The 16,856-nt window shown below is 64.9% G+C and carries 14 protein-coding genes; 11 read left to right on the top strand and 3 right to left on the bottom strand.

Annotated features, from left to right (window positions below; all coding sequences use genetic code 11):
* Positions 1–255: 255 nt before the first annotated feature.
* From IFT60_RS06860 to IFT60_RS06850, 3 genes are all read right to left on the bottom strand, one after another.
* Positions 256–1,053 carry a Crp/Fnr family transcriptional regulator gene (locus IFT60_RS06860; RefSeq protein WP_192051134.1) on the bottom strand — a complete coding sequence of 266 codons (798 nt, stop codon included), beginning with the start codon at positions 1,051–1,053 and terminating at the stop codon, positions 256–258.
* Between the two features lie 410 nt (positions 1,054–1,463).
* Positions 1,464–2,108, bottom strand: a complete 645-nt coding sequence (locus tag IFT60_RS06855; protein WP_056332929.1) for a response regulator — start codon at positions 2,106–2,108, stop codon at positions 1,464–1,466.
* Positions 2,109–2,181: 73 nt separating this feature from the next.
* Positions 2,182–2,649: a universal stress protein gene (locus IFT60_RS06850; protein WP_192050906.1), complete on the bottom strand. Its 468-nt coding sequence runs from the start codon at positions 2,647–2,649 to the stop codon at positions 2,182–2,184.
* A gap of 380 nt (positions 2,650–3,029) precedes the next feature.
* Here IFT60_RS06850 and IFT60_RS06845 point away from each other — a divergent pair, with 380 nt between their 5' ends.
* From IFT60_RS06845 to trpB, 11 genes are all read left to right on the top strand, one after another.
* Positions 3,030–3,887: a protein phosphatase CheZ gene (locus tag IFT60_RS06845; RefSeq protein WP_192050904.1), complete on the top strand. Its 858-nt coding sequence runs from the start codon at positions 3,030–3,032 to the stop codon at positions 3,885–3,887.
* Positions 3,887–5,782, top strand: coding sequence for a chemotaxis protein CheA (locus tag IFT60_RS06840; protein WP_192050902.1), 1,896 nt, complete (start codon positions 3,887–3,889; stop codon positions 5,780–5,782). Before IFT60_RS06845 ends, IFT60_RS06840 begins: the two co-directional genes overlap by 1 nt.
* Positions 5,783–6,022: 240 nt before the next feature.
* Positions 6,023–7,423 carry a 3-isopropylmalate dehydratase large subunit gene (gene leuC, locus IFT60_RS06835; protein ID WP_192050900.1) on the top strand — a complete coding sequence of 467 codons (1,401 nt, stop codon included), beginning with the start codon at positions 6,023–6,025 and terminating at the stop codon, positions 7,421–7,423.
* 32 nt (positions 7,424–7,455) lie between these two features.
* Positions 7,456–7,578, top strand: coding sequence for a lipoprotein (locus IFT60_RS06830; protein WP_136219803.1), 123 nt, complete (start codon positions 7,456–7,458; stop codon positions 7,576–7,578).
* Between the two features lie 27 nt (positions 7,579–7,605).
* Positions 7,606–8,253, top strand: coding sequence for a 3-isopropylmalate dehydratase small subunit (leuD, locus tag IFT60_RS06825; protein ID WP_192050897.1), 648 nt, complete (start codon positions 7,606–7,608; stop codon positions 8,251–8,253).
* 12 nt (positions 8,254–8,265) lie between these two features.
* Positions 8,266–9,336 (top strand): 3-isopropylmalate dehydrogenase, encoded by a 1,071-nt coding sequence (gene leuB, locus IFT60_RS06820; protein ID WP_192050895.1) that lies wholly within the window; start codon positions 8,266–8,268, stop codon positions 9,334–9,336.
* 26 nt (positions 9,337–9,362) lie between these two features.
* Positions 9,363–10,490: an aspartate-semialdehyde dehydrogenase gene (gene asd / locus IFT60_RS06815; RefSeq protein WP_192050893.1), complete on the top strand. Its 1,128-nt coding sequence runs from the start codon at positions 9,363–9,365 to the stop codon at positions 10,488–10,490.
* A gap of 496 nt (positions 10,491–10,986) precedes the next feature.
* Positions 10,987–14,040, top strand: a complete 3,054-nt coding sequence (locus IFT60_RS06810; RefSeq protein ID WP_524537862.1) for a motility hub landmark protein FimV — start codon at positions 10,987–10,989, stop codon at positions 14,038–14,040.
* Positions 14,037–14,837 carry a tRNA pseudouridine(38-40) synthase TruA gene (truA, locus tag IFT60_RS06805; protein WP_192050890.1) on the top strand — a complete coding sequence of 267 codons (801 nt, stop codon included), beginning with the start codon at positions 14,037–14,039 and terminating at the stop codon, positions 14,835–14,837. Before IFT60_RS06810 ends, truA begins: the two co-directional genes overlap by 4 nt.
* A gap of 10 nt (positions 14,838–14,847) precedes the next feature.
* Positions 14,848–15,573, top strand: coding sequence for a phosphoribosylanthranilate isomerase (locus IFT60_RS06800; RefSeq protein WP_192050887.1), 726 nt, complete (start codon positions 14,848–14,850; stop codon positions 15,571–15,573).
* On the top strand, positions 15,524–16,801 hold the full coding sequence (gene trpB, locus IFT60_RS06795) for a tryptophan synthase subunit beta (protein ID WP_374000810.1): 1,278 nt from the start codon (positions 15,524–15,526) through the stop codon (positions 16,799–16,801). The genes IFT60_RS06800 and trpB overlap by 50 nt, the downstream gene beginning before the upstream one ends.
* The last annotated feature ends 55 nt before the right edge of the window (positions 16,802–16,856 follow it).

Genomic DNA, 16,856 nt, shown 5'->3' with positions numbered 1-16,856 from the left:
TTTAGTCCGGGGGACTGAATCCGCCCACGCGTTCAACCAGCGGCAGTGAAAACGCAGGGTGGTTTGCACCTGTCCGCTGAACGCGTGGGCGGGGGACCCGCCCACCCTACATCCCTACGTTCTAAGATTCGGCTGCGCAACCTCTTACAGCCATCCCACAAAATAAAACAACTCCGACATTCTGGTCTCGCGAAGAAACCACCATGTCGGAGCTGTTTTTGCCTTTGCCGCAGCAACCGGCAAGGAGGCAGTCAATCAGGCCGTGGCCAGCACCTGATCGTCGCCGGCTGCATCGAGCTCGGCTTTTTGCTTGGTGCCGGCCGCCTTGGTACGCGAGCGCGACGGTGGCAGGCGGCGCAGGGTTTTCAGGGCTTCCGGATCCTTGATGCCGATGGTGCGCTGGTCGACGGTAATGAGCCCGATCTCATTGAAGGCAGACAAGGTGCGGCTCACCGTTTCCAGCGTCAGGCCCAGGTAGCTGCCGATCTCGTGGCGCGTCATGCGCAGGTTGAACAGCTTGCTCGAGTAGCCCATGGCGGCGAAGCGGTCGGCCAGCGAGACCAGGAAGCGGGCCACGCGCGCCTCGGCGGAGAGGGCGCCGAGCATGCCGATCATGGCCTGTTCGCGCACCAGCTCGCGGCTCATGACGCCGTACATCAGGTTTTCCAGCTCCATGTGCACGCGGCCGAGGGCGGTCAGCTTCTTGAACGGCAGCAGGATCAGGTCGCAGTCGGACAGGGCCACGGCCTCGGAGGCGTAGTGGCGGGTGTGGATGCCGTCGACGCCGAGCATGTCGCCCTTCATCGGGAAGCTCAGCACCTGTTCGTTGCCGAACTCGTCGATCAGCACCGTTTTCAGGAAGCCGGAGTTGACGATGTACAGGGTGTCGAAGGCCTGGCCGATGGTGTGGACGCGCTGGCCGGTCTTGAACTGTACGTGCTGGAACAGCAGTTCTTCGGAATTGATGGAGACGGCGGCCGGGATGTGCAGCAGGTCGCAGACTTCTTTCAGGTTGGACCACAGGCGGCCCTGGCGTTGGCGGCCTGCTTCCATGGGGGTGGAATGCATGGTCGACGAGGCGTTGCGTTGTTCTGGCGTTGGCTGGGACTGCATGCTCATCTCCGGTGAAGAAATCTTCTGGCAGGGCATGGGACGGGGCCGCTACCGGGTGCTTCAATAGGATTCATCAAGCGGGAGGCTTGGCTTACGGAGAGAAATTAGATCGCAAGCAAGTCGATACGCTGAATTCAGTATGCCAACACGAGTTCGGCATGGGTATCAGCAATGGCTGAATGTGTAGGTAGGAGAGGAACTAGTACTGTAGGAATATTCTTACTGAAGCGGGGCGTCGCGGGGCAGGAAACGGTGCGGCGAGTTGCTGGCAGAGCGAGGGAAGTGTGGTGAAAGCGTGGCGGGCAAGGCACAAATGCCCGCCCGCCGCTGTCAAACGTTGTTATCGGGGTTCAGGCTTTCAATGGGGCGAGCAAGCGGTGCGCAACAGCGTATTGGACCATTTCCGACAGCGAGGTCATCCCCATCTTTTGCATGATGCGCGTCTTGTGCGTACTCACGGTCTTCACCGACAAGTGCAGGTTGTTGGCGATTTCGGTGATCGATTTGCCGCCGACGAGCAGCGAAAACACCTCGAATTCGCGGTCCGAGAGTTGTTTGTGCAACAGCTGCTCGTTGGGCGCCATGATGTTCAGTGCCAGCTGCTCGGCCACTTCGGTGCTGATGTAGGGCCGGCCCGAGGCCACCTTGCGGATCGCACCGACCAACTGGGTACCCGCGCTTTCCTTGGTGAGATAGCCCTGGGCGCCGGCGCGGATGGCGCGCACCGCATACTGTTCCTCTTCGTGCATGGTGAGGATCAGGATGGCCAGCTTGGGCGCCTCGCTGCGCACCTGGCGGATCAGGTCGACGCCGCTGCGCCCGGGCATCGACAAATCGAGCAGCAGCAGGTCGAAGCCGCCCTGGCGCACCAGCGAGAGCACTTCGAAGCCATTGGTCGCTTCGCCGACAATCTCGACGTCGAGCGCGCCGTCGAGGATCCGTTTCAGCCCTTCGCGCATGATCGTATGATCATCTGCAATGACGATTCTTATCATGAATGCATCCCCTCGCCACGTGGTCCGCGGCTGTATAGTGGGCACGCCGCGGCGCGGCGTGCCGGCGCCGCCATCAGGTCGAGGCTGGCTCGTTGATCAGCCGGTGCACCAGGACCGGCCGGGTCGTATGCGACAACACTTTATTGGTCACGCTGCCCAGCAGGAGCTGGCCCCAGCCGCTGCGCCCGTGCGAACCCATGAAAATCAGGTCGCACCCTTCCTGCTCGGCGACGTCGACGATCTTCTGGGCCGTGGCGTCGGAAAACGCGGTCATGCAGCTGTGTTGCAGCCCGGCCTGCTCGCAGGAGCGCATGATGCGGCCCATGTAGTCCTCGCCGGTGCGCCGCATCTGGCTGGTGTAGTCGTCTTCGCTGGGATACGAGGGCGGAATGATCTCGACGTACACCGGATACTGGTAGTCCGGTGCGACGAACAGGGCCAGCACTTCGGCCCCCATCTGGTGCGCGAACTTGACCCCGGCGCAGGCCGTGTGCTGGGAGACGGCCGAGCCGTCGGTGGTGATCAGGATTTTCCGGTACATGGTGAGCCTCCATACGCTACGTATTGTGGCTGCTGCTAAGTGTGCCAGGCTTGCGATAGCGCAACCTGTTGACTTCGCTCAATGATGAGCTCGCTTTGCAAGAAGGCGTCCGAAAACAGTGCACAATCGACGCGACCACAAAACAACACCTGACTTGCGAAAATAGTCAGGAACGGCACGGTTTTATTGTCCCGGAATTAAGTTTCCTTGTCCATTTCAGCGTATTGCTTTTTCCGATATTTACCTACGGCAACTGCACTGCTACACTCGCTAACGATTTTTGGGCTTCCGGCGGCGGCATGACGCGCGTGGAAGTCCGCATCCACCGGACCGAAGCACGCAAGATTGCGACATATTCATATTATGGAGAAGCAGGGACTATGACCGACGCCGCCGACGATTTCGACGCCTTATTCGAGGAAGTGGCAGCCCAGCGCGCCAGTGCGCCGGCCCCGGCTGCAGCAGCCGCGCCCGCCGCTACCTCTGCCGCCGATGAAGATGACCTGGACGCGCTGTTCGACCAGATCGCTTCAAACAAGCCGGCCGCCGCGGCTGCGCCCGTGCCGGCCACGGCCGCCGCCGCTCCCGCTGCCCCCGTAGCTGCGATCACTGCCGACGACGGCGCCGAGGGCGACAAGAACATGTACGAACGCCTGGGCGGGATCGTGCGCCTGCTGCACGATTCGCTCCGCGAACTGGGCTATGACCGCGCGCTGTCCGAGGCGTCGTCGCAGATCAACGACGCCCAGGACCGCCTGGAATACGTCGCCACCCTGACCGAGCAGGCCGCCAACAAGGTGCTCAACACCCTGGACGACGGCATGCCGGCGCAGGACAAGCTGTCCAAGCAGGCGCAGGACATGTCGGGCCGCTGGGACGCGCTGTTCGCGGGCAAGCTGAGCCTGGACGAGTTCAAGGCCCTGGCCGGCGATTCGCGCCAGTTCTCGCAATCCGTGTCGGAAGCGACCGAAGCGGAAAAGGCGCGCCTGCTGGAAATCATGATGGCCCAGGACTTCCAGGACATCACCGGCCAGCTGATCAAGAAAGTGGTCGCGATCACCAAGACTGTCGAGAACGAACTGGCCCAGCTGCTGCGCGACAATGCGCCACCGGAAACGCGCGCCAAGCTGGCCGAAAAAGAAGCTGCACCTGTGCAACTGATGTCGGGCCCGTCCGTGCCGGAAGCGGCGCTGGACCAGGATAACGTCGACGACCTACTTGCCGATCTGGGATTCTAATGGACGATATGCTCAAGGACTTCGTCGTCGAGGCGATGGATCTGGCAGTCAATGTTGAAGAGCACCTCCTGCGCCTCGAACGCGATCCGGAGAACAAGGAAACGCTGAACGCGGTGTTTCGTTCGTTCCACACGATCAAGGGCGGTGCCGGCTTCATGGGCCTGCCGGCGCTGGTCGCGGCGTGCCACCTGACGGAGAATCTGTTCGACGCCCTGCGCACGGGCGCCGCGCCGGTCACGCCGCTGTCGATCGAGGCGGCGCTGCAAGCCTCGGGCTTCGTCGCCGACCAGTTGAACGACCTGAACAACGGCGCCACGCCGGAACAGCTGGCGCCGATGCCGGCCGACCTCGAACGCATCCTGACGGATGCGATCGAAGGCAAGGCGCAGGCGGCTCCGGTTGCTGCACCCGCGCCCGCGCTTGTGGCGGCGCCAGCAGTTGCCGCCGCTCCGGTGGCTGCGCCTGTCGCCCTCGGTGATGACGGACTCGACTGGCCCGCGATGTACAACGCCGTGGTGCCGGCCAGCGCCGCGATCGCGACTGCCGCGGCTGCCCCGGCCACGGTGCCGATGCCAGTGACCGCAGCCGTGGCCGCGCCACAAGCGCCTGCCGCCGCACCGGCTGTCCAGCACGAAGCCGCACCGGCGGCCCGTCCCGGCTGGGACGGCGTCGACCGCCGCAACGAAGCCAAGCCTGTCGCAGCGGCGCCGGCCAAGGACGAAAGCATCCGCATCGATGCCGTCAAACTCGATGCGCTGCTGGAAGTGGCCGGCGAATCGGTGCAGGCCGCCAACCAGGCCGCCGTGCTGCTGGAGCGCCTGTCGCAGTTCAAGTTCGAAGGGCAGGCCGCCACCCTGATGGCGACGCTGACCGAAACGCTAGAACGCGCCTCGCGCTATTCGGCCGAACTGCAGCGCGCCACGCTGGCCACGCGCATGCAGCCGGTGGGCCGCCTGTTCCAGAAATTCCCGCGCCTGGTGCGCGAGCTGGCGAAAGACCTCGGCAAGGATGTCGAGCTGACCATCGAAGGCGCCGAGACCGAAGTCGACCGCGTCGTCGTGGACAGTCTCTACGATCCGCTGGTGCACATGCTGCGCAACGCGCTCGACCATGGCGTCGAATCGCCGCAGGAGCGTGTCGCCGCCGGCAAGCCTGCGAAAGCCTTCATCCTGCTGAAAGCCTGGCAGGAAGCCAACAGCGTCATGATCGTGCTGCAGGACGACGGCAAGGGCATGGACCCGATCAAGCTGCGCCGCAAAGCCATCGACAAGGGGCTGATCGGCGAAAACGGCGCCCAGAGCGACGAAGACGCCTACCAGCTGGTGTTCCTGCCGGGCTTCTCGACCAAGGAAGTGGCGTCGTCGGTCTCGGGCCGCGGCGTCGGCATGGATGTCGTGAAAACGGCGGTGGAAAAGAACCGCGGCGCGATCCGCATCGATTCCTCGCTCGGCCACGGCACCAAGTTCGCGATCCGCCTGCCGATCGAACTGTCGATCGTGCCGACCATGCTGGTCTCGACGTCCGGCGCCTCGCTGGCGCTGCCGATGGCGGTGGTCGAGCGCGTGGTCGAACTGCCGGAAACCTTCTCGATGGTCGGCGGCGCCCCGGTGCTGAAAGACCAGGGCCGTCCGCTGCCGGTGCGCTCGCTGGCCGGTTCGCTCGGCTACGAGGAAGCGGTGGAACGCGTCGGTATCGTCATCAATGCGCCGCAGCCGTACATCCTGGCGGTGGAAGCGGTCGACGGCACCGCCGACCTGGTCATCAAGCCGATGACGGCGCTGACGGTGGAAGGCATCACCGGCACCGCGCGTTCGGCCGAGGGCGAACTGGTGCTGGTCGTGGGCCTGTCCTTCCTGATGGATGGCTGCCGCAGCACGGTGCGCATGGCTGCATAAATGCACTAATCGAGTGAAAAAGGGCGACATATGCCCTTGCAATAAAAGCCTGTGCATCTGGTGCGCAGGCTTTTTTTATTTGCACTTCAAGCCAGCTGTGCAAATCTTGTTTGCCTGTTGAGCCTCCCATTGGCAGGATCGTGCAAAACAGCCCCGCTTCTGCCGCAGTGCACAATTATGGCATAATCAAAATCCCACTATCGACAGTGGCCGCGGACAGAACACAGCACGGGACACAGCATGTTAAAAACGCTCTACGACAAACTCTGGGAATCGCACGTCGTGCGTGCCGATGCCGACGGCACCACGGTGCTGTATATCGACCGCCACCTGGTGCACGAAGTCACCAGCCCGCAAGCCTTTGAGGGCCTGCGCGAAGCCAACCGGGGCCTGTGGCGCAACGCCGCCAACCTGGCCGTGGCCGACCACAACGTGCCGACCACCGACCGCCGCGAAGGCATCGCCGACCCGACCTCGCGCCTGCAGGTCGAGACGCTCGACGCCAACGCGAAGAGCTTCGGGCTCACCTACTTCAACATGAACGACAAGCGCCAGGGCATCGTCCACGTGATCGGGCCGGAGCAGGGCGCGACCCTGCCGGGCATGACGGTGGTCTGTGGCGACTCGCACACGTCCACCCACGGCGCCTTCGGCTGCCTGGCGCACGGCATCGGCACCTCGGAAGTCGAGCACGTGCTGGCGACGCAGACGCTGCTGGCGAAAAAATCGAAGTCGATGCTGGTGCAGGTCGACGGCGCGCTGCCGCCGGGCGTGACCGCCAAGGACATCGTGCTGGCCGTGATCGGCCGCATCGGCACCGCCGGCGGCACCGGTTACGCCATCGAATTCGGCGGCTCGACCATCCGCGCGCTGTCGATGGAAGGGCGCATGACGGTCTGTAACATGGCGATCGAAGCGGGCGCGCGCGCCGGCATGGTCGCCGTCGACCAGACCACGATCGACTACGTGAAGGGCCGTCCTTTCTCGCCAAGCGGTCCGCAGTGGGAGCAGGCCGTGTCGTACTGGCGTACCCTGCACACCGACTCGGGCGCCAGGTTCGACATGGTCGTTACCCTCGACGCGACGCAGATCCGTCCGCAAGTCACCTGGGGCACCTCGCCGGAAATGGTGACCTCGATCGACGGCCGCGTGCCCGATCCCGACCAGGAAAAGGATGCCGTGCGCCGCGACGCCATGGAAAAGGCGCTGACCTACATGGCCTTGACGCCGAACACCCCGATCGAGAACATCCGTATCGACAAGGTCTTCATCGGTTCGTGCACGAATTCACGCATCGAGGATTTGCGCGAGGCCGCCGCCGTCGTGCGCGGGCGCCAGCGCGCTTCCAACGTCAAACTGGCGATGGTGGTGCCGGGTTCGGGCCTGGTGAAGGAACAGGCCGAGCGCGAAGGGCTCGACCAGATTTTCAAGGCCGCCGGCTTCGAATGGCGCGAGCCGGGCTGCTCGATGTGCCTGGCGATGAACGCCGACCGCCTGGAGCCGGGCGAGCGCTGCGCCTCGACCTCGAACCGCAATTTCGAAGGACGCCAAGGACAGGGCGGACGCACCCACCTGGTGTCGCCGGCGATGGCCGCCGCGGCCGGGATCGCGGGCCACTTCGTCGACGTGCGCGCACTCTGAACAAATAATATAAACAGATTCACAGGACCATCATGAAAAAAGTATTCGCCCTCTCGCTGGTTGCCCTTGTCCTCGCAGGCTGCAACACGATTTCCGGCATCGGCCGCGACGTGCAAAAGGTCGGCCAGGTCGTCACCGGCGCCGGCGGCAAGTAAAACCATTGAGCGAACCGGGTAGAGGACATGGATAAATTCACCGTACACGAAGGCCTGGTGGCGCCGCTGGATCGCGCCAACGTCGACACCGACGCCATCATCCCGAAGCAGTTCCTGAAGTCGATCCGCAAGACCGGCTTCGGCCCCAACCTGTTCGACGAGTGGCGTTACCTCGACCATGGCGAACCGGGCCAGGACAACAGCAACCGTCCGCTCAATCCGGACTTCGTGCTGAACCAGCCGCGCTACCAGGGGGCGTCGATCCTGCTGACCCGCAAGAACTTCGGTTGCGGCTCCTCGCGCGAGCACGCGCCGTGGGCGCTGCAGCAGTACGGCTTCCGCGCCATCGTCGCGCCAAGCTTCGCCGACATCTTCTTCAACAACTGCTACAAGAGCGGACTGCTGCCGATCGTGTTGACGGAAGCGCAGGTCGAGCAGCTGTTCAATGAAGTCAAGGCTGGCAGCGGCTTCAAGCTGATTGTCGACCTGGAAAACCAGGTGCTGCGCAGCGCCGATGGGCGCATCGGTTTCGAGTTCGCGATCGACGACTTCCGCAAGTACTGCCTGCTGAATGGCCTCGACGACATCGGCCTGACGCTGCGCCACGCCGACGAGATCCGCGCCTTCGAGGAACGCCACCTGGCGCGCCAGCCTTGGCTGGCCAACACGATTTAAAAGAAAGCGACCATGAAGATTGCAATCCTGCCGGGCGACGGCATCGGTCCCGAAATCACGGCGCAAGCGGTGCGTGTATTGGAAGCGCTGGGCGAATCCTTCGAGATGGAGCATGCCGACGTCGGCGGCGCCGGCTATGCGGCGCATGGCCATCCGCTGCCCGCATCGACGCTGAAGCTGGCGAAGGAAGCGGACGCGGTGCTGTTCGGCGCCGTCGGCGATTATCAATACGACACGCTCGAGCGCGCGCTGCGGCCGGAGCAGGCGATCCTCGGCCTGCGCAAGGAGCTGGGTTTGTTCGCCAACCTGCGCCCGGCCATCCTGTACCCGGAGCTGGCCGGCGCCTCGACGCTAAAAGCCGAAGTGGTGTCGGGCCTGGACATCCTGATCATCCGCGAACTGACCGGCGACATCTATTTCGGCAAGCCGCGCGGCGTGCGCGAATGCCCCGACGGCCCGTTCAAAGGCCAGCGCGAAGGCTTCGACACGATGCGCTATGCCGAAGGCGAGATCCGCCGCATCGCGCACGTGGCCTTCCAGGCTGCGCGCAAACGCGACAAGCGCGTGACCAGCGTCGACAAGGCCAACGTGCTGGAGACCTTCCAGTTCTGGCGCGATATCGTCACCGACGTGCACCAGGAGTATCCGGACGTCGCACTCGAGCACATGTACGTCGATAACGCGGCCATGCAGCTGGTGCGCGCGCCGAAGAAATTCGACGTCATCGTCACCGGCAACATGTTCGGCGACATCCTGTCTGACGCGGCCGCGATGCTGACCGGCTCGATCGGCATGCTGCCCTCGGCCTCGCTCGACGCCAGCAACAAGGGCTTGTACGAGCCGTCGCACGGTTCGGCGCCGGACATCGCCGGCAAGGGTATCGCCAATCCATTGGCGACGATCCTGTCCGCCGCGATGATGCTGCGCTTTTCGCTGAACAAGGCCGAGCAGGCCGAGCGCATCGAAGCCGCCGTCAAGCGCGTCCTCCAGCAAGGTTTGCGCACAGCGGATATATTCGAGGATGGCACGCAGCGCGTGAGCACGGAACAGATGGGCGACGCGGTCGTGCGGGCGCTCGGGTAATTTTTAAAAAACAAACGGGAAATAAAATGAAATTGGTAGGCCTGGTAGGTTGGCGCGGCATGGTAGGTTCGGTCCTGATGCAGCGCATGCAGGACGAGGGCGATTTCGACCACATCGAGCCGGTGTTCTTCACCACTTCGAATGCGGGCGGCGCCGCCCCGAGCATGGCGAAGAACGAAACCACCCTCAAGAGTGCGCACGACATCGCCGAACTGTCGAAATGCGAGATCATCATCTCCTGCCAGGGCGGCGACTACACGAGCGAGGTCTTCCCGCAGCTGCGCGCCAGCGGCTGGGACGGCTACTGGATCGACGCCGCCTCGACCCTGCGCATGAACGACGACGCCGTCATCGTGCTCGACCCGGTCAACCTCGACGTCATCAAGAACGCGCTGTCGCGCGGCGTGAAGAACTACGTCGGCGGCAACTGCACCGTGTCCTGCATGCTGATGGGCCTGGGCGGCCTGTTCGAACAGGGCCTGGTCGAGTGGATGACCTCCATGACCTACCAGGCCGCGTCCGGCGGCGGCGCCCAGCACATGCGCGAGCTGCTGACCCAGTTCGGCACCATCAACAGCGCCATCAAGCCGCTGCTCGACAACCCGGCCTCGGCCATCCTCGAGATCGACCGCACGGTGCTGGCGACCCAGCATGGCTTGTCCGCCGACGAGACCAAGCAGTTCGGCGTGCCGCTGGCCGGCAACCTGATTCCGTGGATCGACAAGGACCTGGGCAACGGCCAGTCGAAGGAAGAGTGGAAGGCCGGCGCCGAAACCAACAAGATCCTGGGCCGCGGCGAAGGTTTTGGTACCAGCGCCATTCCAGTGGATGGCCTGTGCGTGCGCATCGGCGCCATGCGCTGCCACTCGCAGGCGCTGACCATCAAGATGACCAGGGACGTGCCGCTCGATGAGATCAACGACATCATCGCCTCGCACAACCAGTGGGTGAAGGTGGTGCCGAACACGCGCGAAGCGTCGATGCGTGACCTGTCGCCGGCCGCCGTCACCGGCAGCCTGACTATTCCTGTCGGCCGCCTGCGCAAGATGTCGATGGGGCCGGCGTATCTGTCGGCGTTCACGGTGGGCGACCAGCTGCTGTGGGGCGCGGCCGAGCCGCTGCGGCGCATGTTGCGGATCGTCTTGGAGAAGTAAAACAACGCCCGCGAATGCGGGCGTTTCGCATTTGTAGGGTCGGCCGGGCGGCGAACCGCTCCGTCCACGCGGTGATACGCGCCGGCTCCGCTTTCGTGCGCGCTGATCTTGCGGTTACGTATCACCGCGTGGGCGAAGCCTCTCGTGGCCCGGCCCCCCCTACGTATCGCAGCGTATCACGTGCGCGACCAACGCAAACCGCCACCCCGACGCATCTCTTATCGATCCAATCACACCCATTAGCACGCCGATAATTTCCGCGCTCGGATACGATATCGAAACATTATCGATAGCTCATCCATCCCACAGAATCACAAGCCTACGCCCCGCAGCGCTTGCATGCTCCAGTGCATGATGATATGTTGAGACTTCCGGGAAACCGTCCTTTCCCTCCTGCCAACCCTCTCGACACCAACACCACCCTATGCCACTGAACCGCCGCCCTCAGATCATGTCGTCCGCGTTGAAAACGCTTACCGCAGCGGTCGCCAGTGCAGTGTTGTTGACTTCGGTGGCAAACGCGGCGGGGCTGGGTAAACTCACCGTCCTCTCGGCCCTCGGCCAGCCGCTGCGCGCCGAGATCGAACTGACCGCCGTCTCGAGCGACGAAGCGTCGAACCTGGTCGCGAAACTGGCCAGTCCCGAAGCCTACCGTGCCGCCAACGTCGACTTCAATCCGGCCCTGCTGTCGCTGCGCTTCGCGGTCGAGCAGCGCGGCGGGCGCCAGTTCGTGCGCATCACCTCGCCGCAGCCCCTGAACGAACCCTTCGTCGACCTGCTGCTGGAGCTGTCCTGGGACGGCGGCCGCCTGGTGCGCGAATACACCTTCCTGCTCGATCCGGCCGAGCTGCGTTCGACGCAATCGGCGCAGGTTGCCCCAGCTGCGCGGGCAGCACGTGGTGCGGCGGCGGCAGGAGGCCAGGCGGCCGAACCGGCGGCGCGTCCGCAGCGCGGTGCACGCGCCGACGAGACCGCGGGCGAACCGGCCGCACGTGCGGCGGCTTCGCGCTACCGCGTCAAGGCCGGCGACACGCTCAGCCGCATCGCCGGCAAACTCAAACCGGTCGACGTCTCGCTCGACATGATGCTGGTCGCCCTGTACCGCGCCAACCCGGATGCCTTCATCGGCAATAACATGAACCGCCTGAAGTCGGGCCAGATCCTGTCGGTGCCGAGCGGCGACAGCATGCGCGGCCTCGATCCGGAAGACGCGCACGGCACGGTCGTGGCACATGCGGCCGACTTCAATGCCTACCGCAGCAAGCTGGCCGGCCAGGTCGCCACCAGCGCGCCGGCACGCGAGGCCCAGGCAGGGCAGAGCGCGACCGGCCGCATCACGGCCAAGGTCGAGGAGCGCCCGACCGCCGCCAACGAATCGCAAGACCAGCTGCGCCTGTCGAAAGCGGCGCCGAACCGTCCGGGCACGGGTGCGGCGGCGCCGAGTGCCGAGGATGCGATCGCCCGGGAAAAGGAACTGGCGGACGCCCAGACGCGCGTCAAGGAGCTGGAAAAGAACGTCAACCAGCTCGAGAGCCTGATCACGGTGAAGAGCCAGACCGGTGCCGACGCTACCCAGCGCGCCGATGCACCGGCCACGTCTGCGGCCCCGGCGGCGCCGGCGGCGCCGGTGGCGCCGGTGGTCGTCGCCCAGGCCGATACCGAACCGAAGCCCGCACCGAAGATCAGGACGGCGCCGCAGCCGGCCATGCCGGACGCCCCGGACGAAGCCGGCCTGCTCGACACCCTGATGGACAACATCCTGTACCTGGGCGCCGGCGCCGCCGTGCTGCTGCTGGCCGCGCTCGGCCTGTCGCAGCGCCGCAAGCAGAAGGTGGCGGTACAAGCAGCGCCGAATCCGCCGACCATCCTCGGCAGCGCGGCCCAGCCGGCGCAATCGATGTTCGCCGAAACCGGCGGCCAGAGCGTGGACACCCACGACAGCGTGTTCAACTCCAGCTTCGCACCGTCGGCCAGCCAGCTCGACACCAACGAAGTCGACCCGCTGGCCGAAGCCGAACTGTACCTCGCCTATAACTTCGACACCCAGGCCGAGGACATCCTCAAGGAAGCGCTGCGCAACGATCCGTACCGCCATCCGGTGCGCCTGAAGCTGCTCGAGATCTACGCGGCGCGCAAGGACGTGCGCGCCTTCGAAACCCAGGCGACCGAGCTGTACAGCCTCTCGGGCGGCAAGGGCGACGAGTGGGCGCAAGCCGCCGCGCTCGGCCATACGCTCGACCCGGCCAACCCGATGTATGCCCAGGCCGCCGGCATGGGCGGCGGCGCGGCGCTGGCCGCCGGTGCCGCTGGTGCTACCTTGGCCGGCGCCGGCCTGGCCGCTGCATCGGCATCGGCAGGCAACGATGCCGGTCCGCAGACGATGCTGTCGCAGCAGCTGGAACAAGCCTTCCGCAGCCGCGATGCATCGCCCGAAATCATCGAGCCCGATGCGACGGTGGACGCCGTCACCGGCGCGCCGCTGGGCAGCGACTTCGATTTCGACAGCCTGGGCCTGGACCAGGACGCCACGGCGCTGCCGCAGGCGAGCGCGAACGAAACCAAGGCTGACGATAACCTTCTTGACTTCGACCTCGGCGGCCTGTCGTTCGAGCCCGTAGCTGCCACTACTACCGCCACCGGCACGGCGAACGCCGTGCACGACGACCCGACCGCCGTGCCCGACCTGCAGTTCGACATGGAGCCGTTCGCGCCACTCGAGTCCCCTACGGGCATGTCATCATCCGGCACCCCGGTCGTCGCCGACAGCGCAAGCCTGGACGACCTCGCCTTCGACATGGACTTCGGCGCACCGGCGACCAGCACGCCGGCACCAGTGGCCGATGAGGACGACGCCTTCGTCCTCGACCTCAGCAAGAGCGGCCCGGACACCGACGTCGACATCGCCCAGCTGGCACGCGAATTCGAATTGAACGACATGCCGGACGTCCCCGCCGCAGCGCCTGCGGCGGAACCGGCGTCCGACCTGAAAGACCCGCTGTTCGACCTCGACGCGATGGACTTCAGCCTCCCCGACACGACCCCGGTGACGCCGGTGGGCGCGCGCCAGGAACCGGTATTCGACTTCGGCGCGACCGATTTCGACCTGGATCCGCCGACCGCCGATGCGTCGGCGGAGGAGACGGCGGCGCCCGCCGACAAGGACCCGCTGTTCGACCTCGACATGATGGACTTCGGCCAGCCGGCCGCACCGGCGGCGCCGCAGGACGATCCGTTCGCGCTGGACGACGTGCCGGCGATCCCGAACCCGGGCACGCCGGTGCCGCGCTTCGACCTGTCCACCATGGACCTCGACCTGCCGGCCAACGACTTCGCCCTGACACAGCCGGAAACGCCCGCGGGCAGCCCCGCAGGCAGCACCGCCGAACTCACCGCGGCGCAAATGGAAATGGAAACCAAGCTCGATCTGGCGATTGCCTACCAGGAGATCGGCGACAAGGAAGGTGCGCGCGAATTGCTCGACGAAGTCATCAAGGGCGGTAACGTCGAACAGTCCACCCGCGCCAGTGCGATGCGCGCCCAGTTAGCGTGACCCGCATTGCACTTGGACTCCAGTATGTCGGCACCGGCTGGAATGGATACCAGAAACAGCCGAGCCGTGACACCATCCAGGACGCCCTCGAGATCGCCCTCGAGAAGTTCGCACGCACGAAACTGAGCACCACCTGCGCCGGCCGTACCGATGCCGGCGTCCATGCGGTCGAGCAGGTCGTGCACTTCGATACCGAACTCGATCGCCCGATGCAGAGCTGGGTGCGTGGCACGAACACCTTCCTGCCCGATTCGATCGCCGTGCGCTGGGCCAGCGAAGTGCCGGCCGATCCCGAGGGCCAGGAGTTCCACGCGCGTTACTCGGCGCGCTCGCGCACCTATCACTACGTGTTGTACAACAACCCGAATCCATCCTCGCTGCTGGCCGGCCGCGCCGGCTGGGTGTTCCGTCCCCTCGACGTCGAGCGCATGCAGCAGGCTGCGCGCCACCTGATCGGCCTGCACGATTTTTCTTCCTTCCGCGCGTCCGGCTGCCAGGCCAACACGCCGGTCAAGGACATGCAGGAAATCCGCATCGAGCGGCGCGGCGACATCATCGTGTTCACCGTGCGCGCCAGCGCTTTCCTCCATCACATGGTGCGCAACCTGGTGGGCGCGCTGATCTACGTCGGCCTCGGCCGCAACGAGCCGGACTGGATGGCCGACGTGCTGGCCGCGCGCAACCGCGACGCCGCCGCGCCGACCTTCATGCCCGACGGCCTGTACTTCGCGAAAATCGATTACGATCCAAAGTGGGGATTGCCGCAGGAGGCGATTTCTCCGCTCCCTTGGCTTTAAGGTTTTAACAATGCACCGCACCCGCATCAAAATTTGCGGCATCACGCGCGAAGAGGATTTGCGCGCCGCAGTCAGCGCCGGCGCCGACGCGCTCGGCTTCGTGTTCTATCCGAAGAGTCCGCGCTACGTCACGCCCGAGCGCTTCGCCACGCTCAGCGCCGGCCTGCCGCCCTACGTCAGTTCGGTCGCCCTGTTCGTCAACGCCAGCCTGGAAGAGGTGCGGGCGGTGGTCGACGCCGGCCCGGTGGCGCTGCTGCAATTCCATGGGGACGAAACGGTCGAGGAGTGCGCGCGCATCGCCGCCGCCGTGCAGCGTCCTTTCGTACACGCCTACCGCGTCCGGCCGGACACGGCGCCGCTTGAACTGCTAGAATGCGAACTCGCATACCGCGCCGCCAGTCCCTGGTTTTCCAGCCTCCTGCTCGATACCTACGTGGATGCCTACGGTGGCGCTGGAAAGGTCTTCGATTGGTCTCTTATCCCAAAAGAGCTCGCGCCTCGGGTCGTTTTGAGTGGTGGCTTGAGCGTGCAAAACGCGACTGACGCAGTCGCCCGCATACGTCCCTGGGCCGTCGACATCAGCAGTGGTGTCGAATCCGCCAAGGGAATCAAGGACGCCCGCAAGATCGCTGGTTTCATCGCCGCGGTGCGGGCAGCCGATGCCATCATTGAAAGCGAACACCCCCATGAAATCAGTACAGGAAGCAGCCCTGGAGACCCAGGAAAAAACGCTTGAACGGTCGATCAACGCCCTGTTCCAGACGACCGACTATCAATTCCCCGACGCCAAAGGCCACTTCGGTCCCTACGGCGGCAGTTTCGTCGCCGAGACGCTGACCCACGCGCTGGCCGAGCTCAACGAAGCCTACGCGCGCTATTCGCAAGACCCTGAATTCCTCGACGAATTCCGCTACGAGCTGGCGCACTTCGTCGGTCGGCCGTCGCCGGTCTACCACGCCAAGCGCTGGTCGGAACTCGCCGGCGGCGCCCAAGTCTTCTTCAAGCGCGAAGACCTGAACCATACCGGCGCCCACAAGATCAACAACGTGATCGGCCAGGCTTTATTGGCACGCCGCATGGGCAAGCAGCGCATCATCGCCGAAACCGGCGCCGGCCAGCACGGCGTGGCCACCGCCACCATCTGCGCCCGCTTCGGCCTCGAATGCGTGGTCTACATGGGCAGCGAGGACGTCAAGCGCCAGGCCCAGAACGTCTACCGCATGAAGCTGCTGGGCGCGACCGTCGTGCCGGTCGAATCGGGCAGCAAGACCTTGAAGGACGCGCTCAACGAAGCGATGCGCGACTGGGTCACCAACATCGAAAACACCTTCTACATCATCGGCACCGTGGCCGGACCGCATCCGTATCCGATGATGGTGCGCGATTTCCAGTCGGTGATCGGCGAGGAATGCCGCGTGCAGATGCCGGCCATGACCGGGCGCCAGCCCGACTACGTGGTCGCCTGCATCGGCGGCGGTTCGAACGCGATGGGCATCTTCTATCCCTACATCGACGAGCCGGGCGTCAAGCTGGTCGGCGTCGAGGCGGCGGGCGAGGGGCTCGATTCGGGCAAGCACGCGGCGTCGCTGACGGCCGGTTTCCCGGGCGTGCTGCACGGTAACCGCACCTATCTGCTGCAGGATGCGAATGGCCAGATCATCGAGACGCATTCGGTCTCGGCCGGCCTGGATTACCCAGGCGTCGGTCCCGAGCACGCCTGGCTGAAGGATTCGCTGCGTGCGGAATATGTGTCGGTCACCGACGACGAGGCGCTGCAGGCCTTCCACGACTGCTGCCGCATCGAGGGCATCATTCCGGCGCTGGAATCCTCGCACGCGATCGCCTACGGCGTGAAGCTGGCGGCCACGCTGCCGAAGGACCAGCTGATCCTGGTGAACCTGTCGGGACGCGGGGACAAGGACATGCATACGGTGGCGCAGCGGATGGGGCTGGATTTCAGCTGATCCGCCATTCGTACGTTTGTTGAACGCGTGGGCGGAAATCCGCCCACCTTACGTC

The organism is Massilia sp. CFBP 13721, from assembly GCF_014842025.1.
GTDB lineage: Bacteria > Pseudomonadota > Gammaproteobacteria > Burkholderiales > Burkholderiaceae_D > Telluria.
The sequence above is the reverse complement of the archived record's forward strand: the minus strand, read 5'-3'. Positions and strand labels throughout refer to the sequence as shown.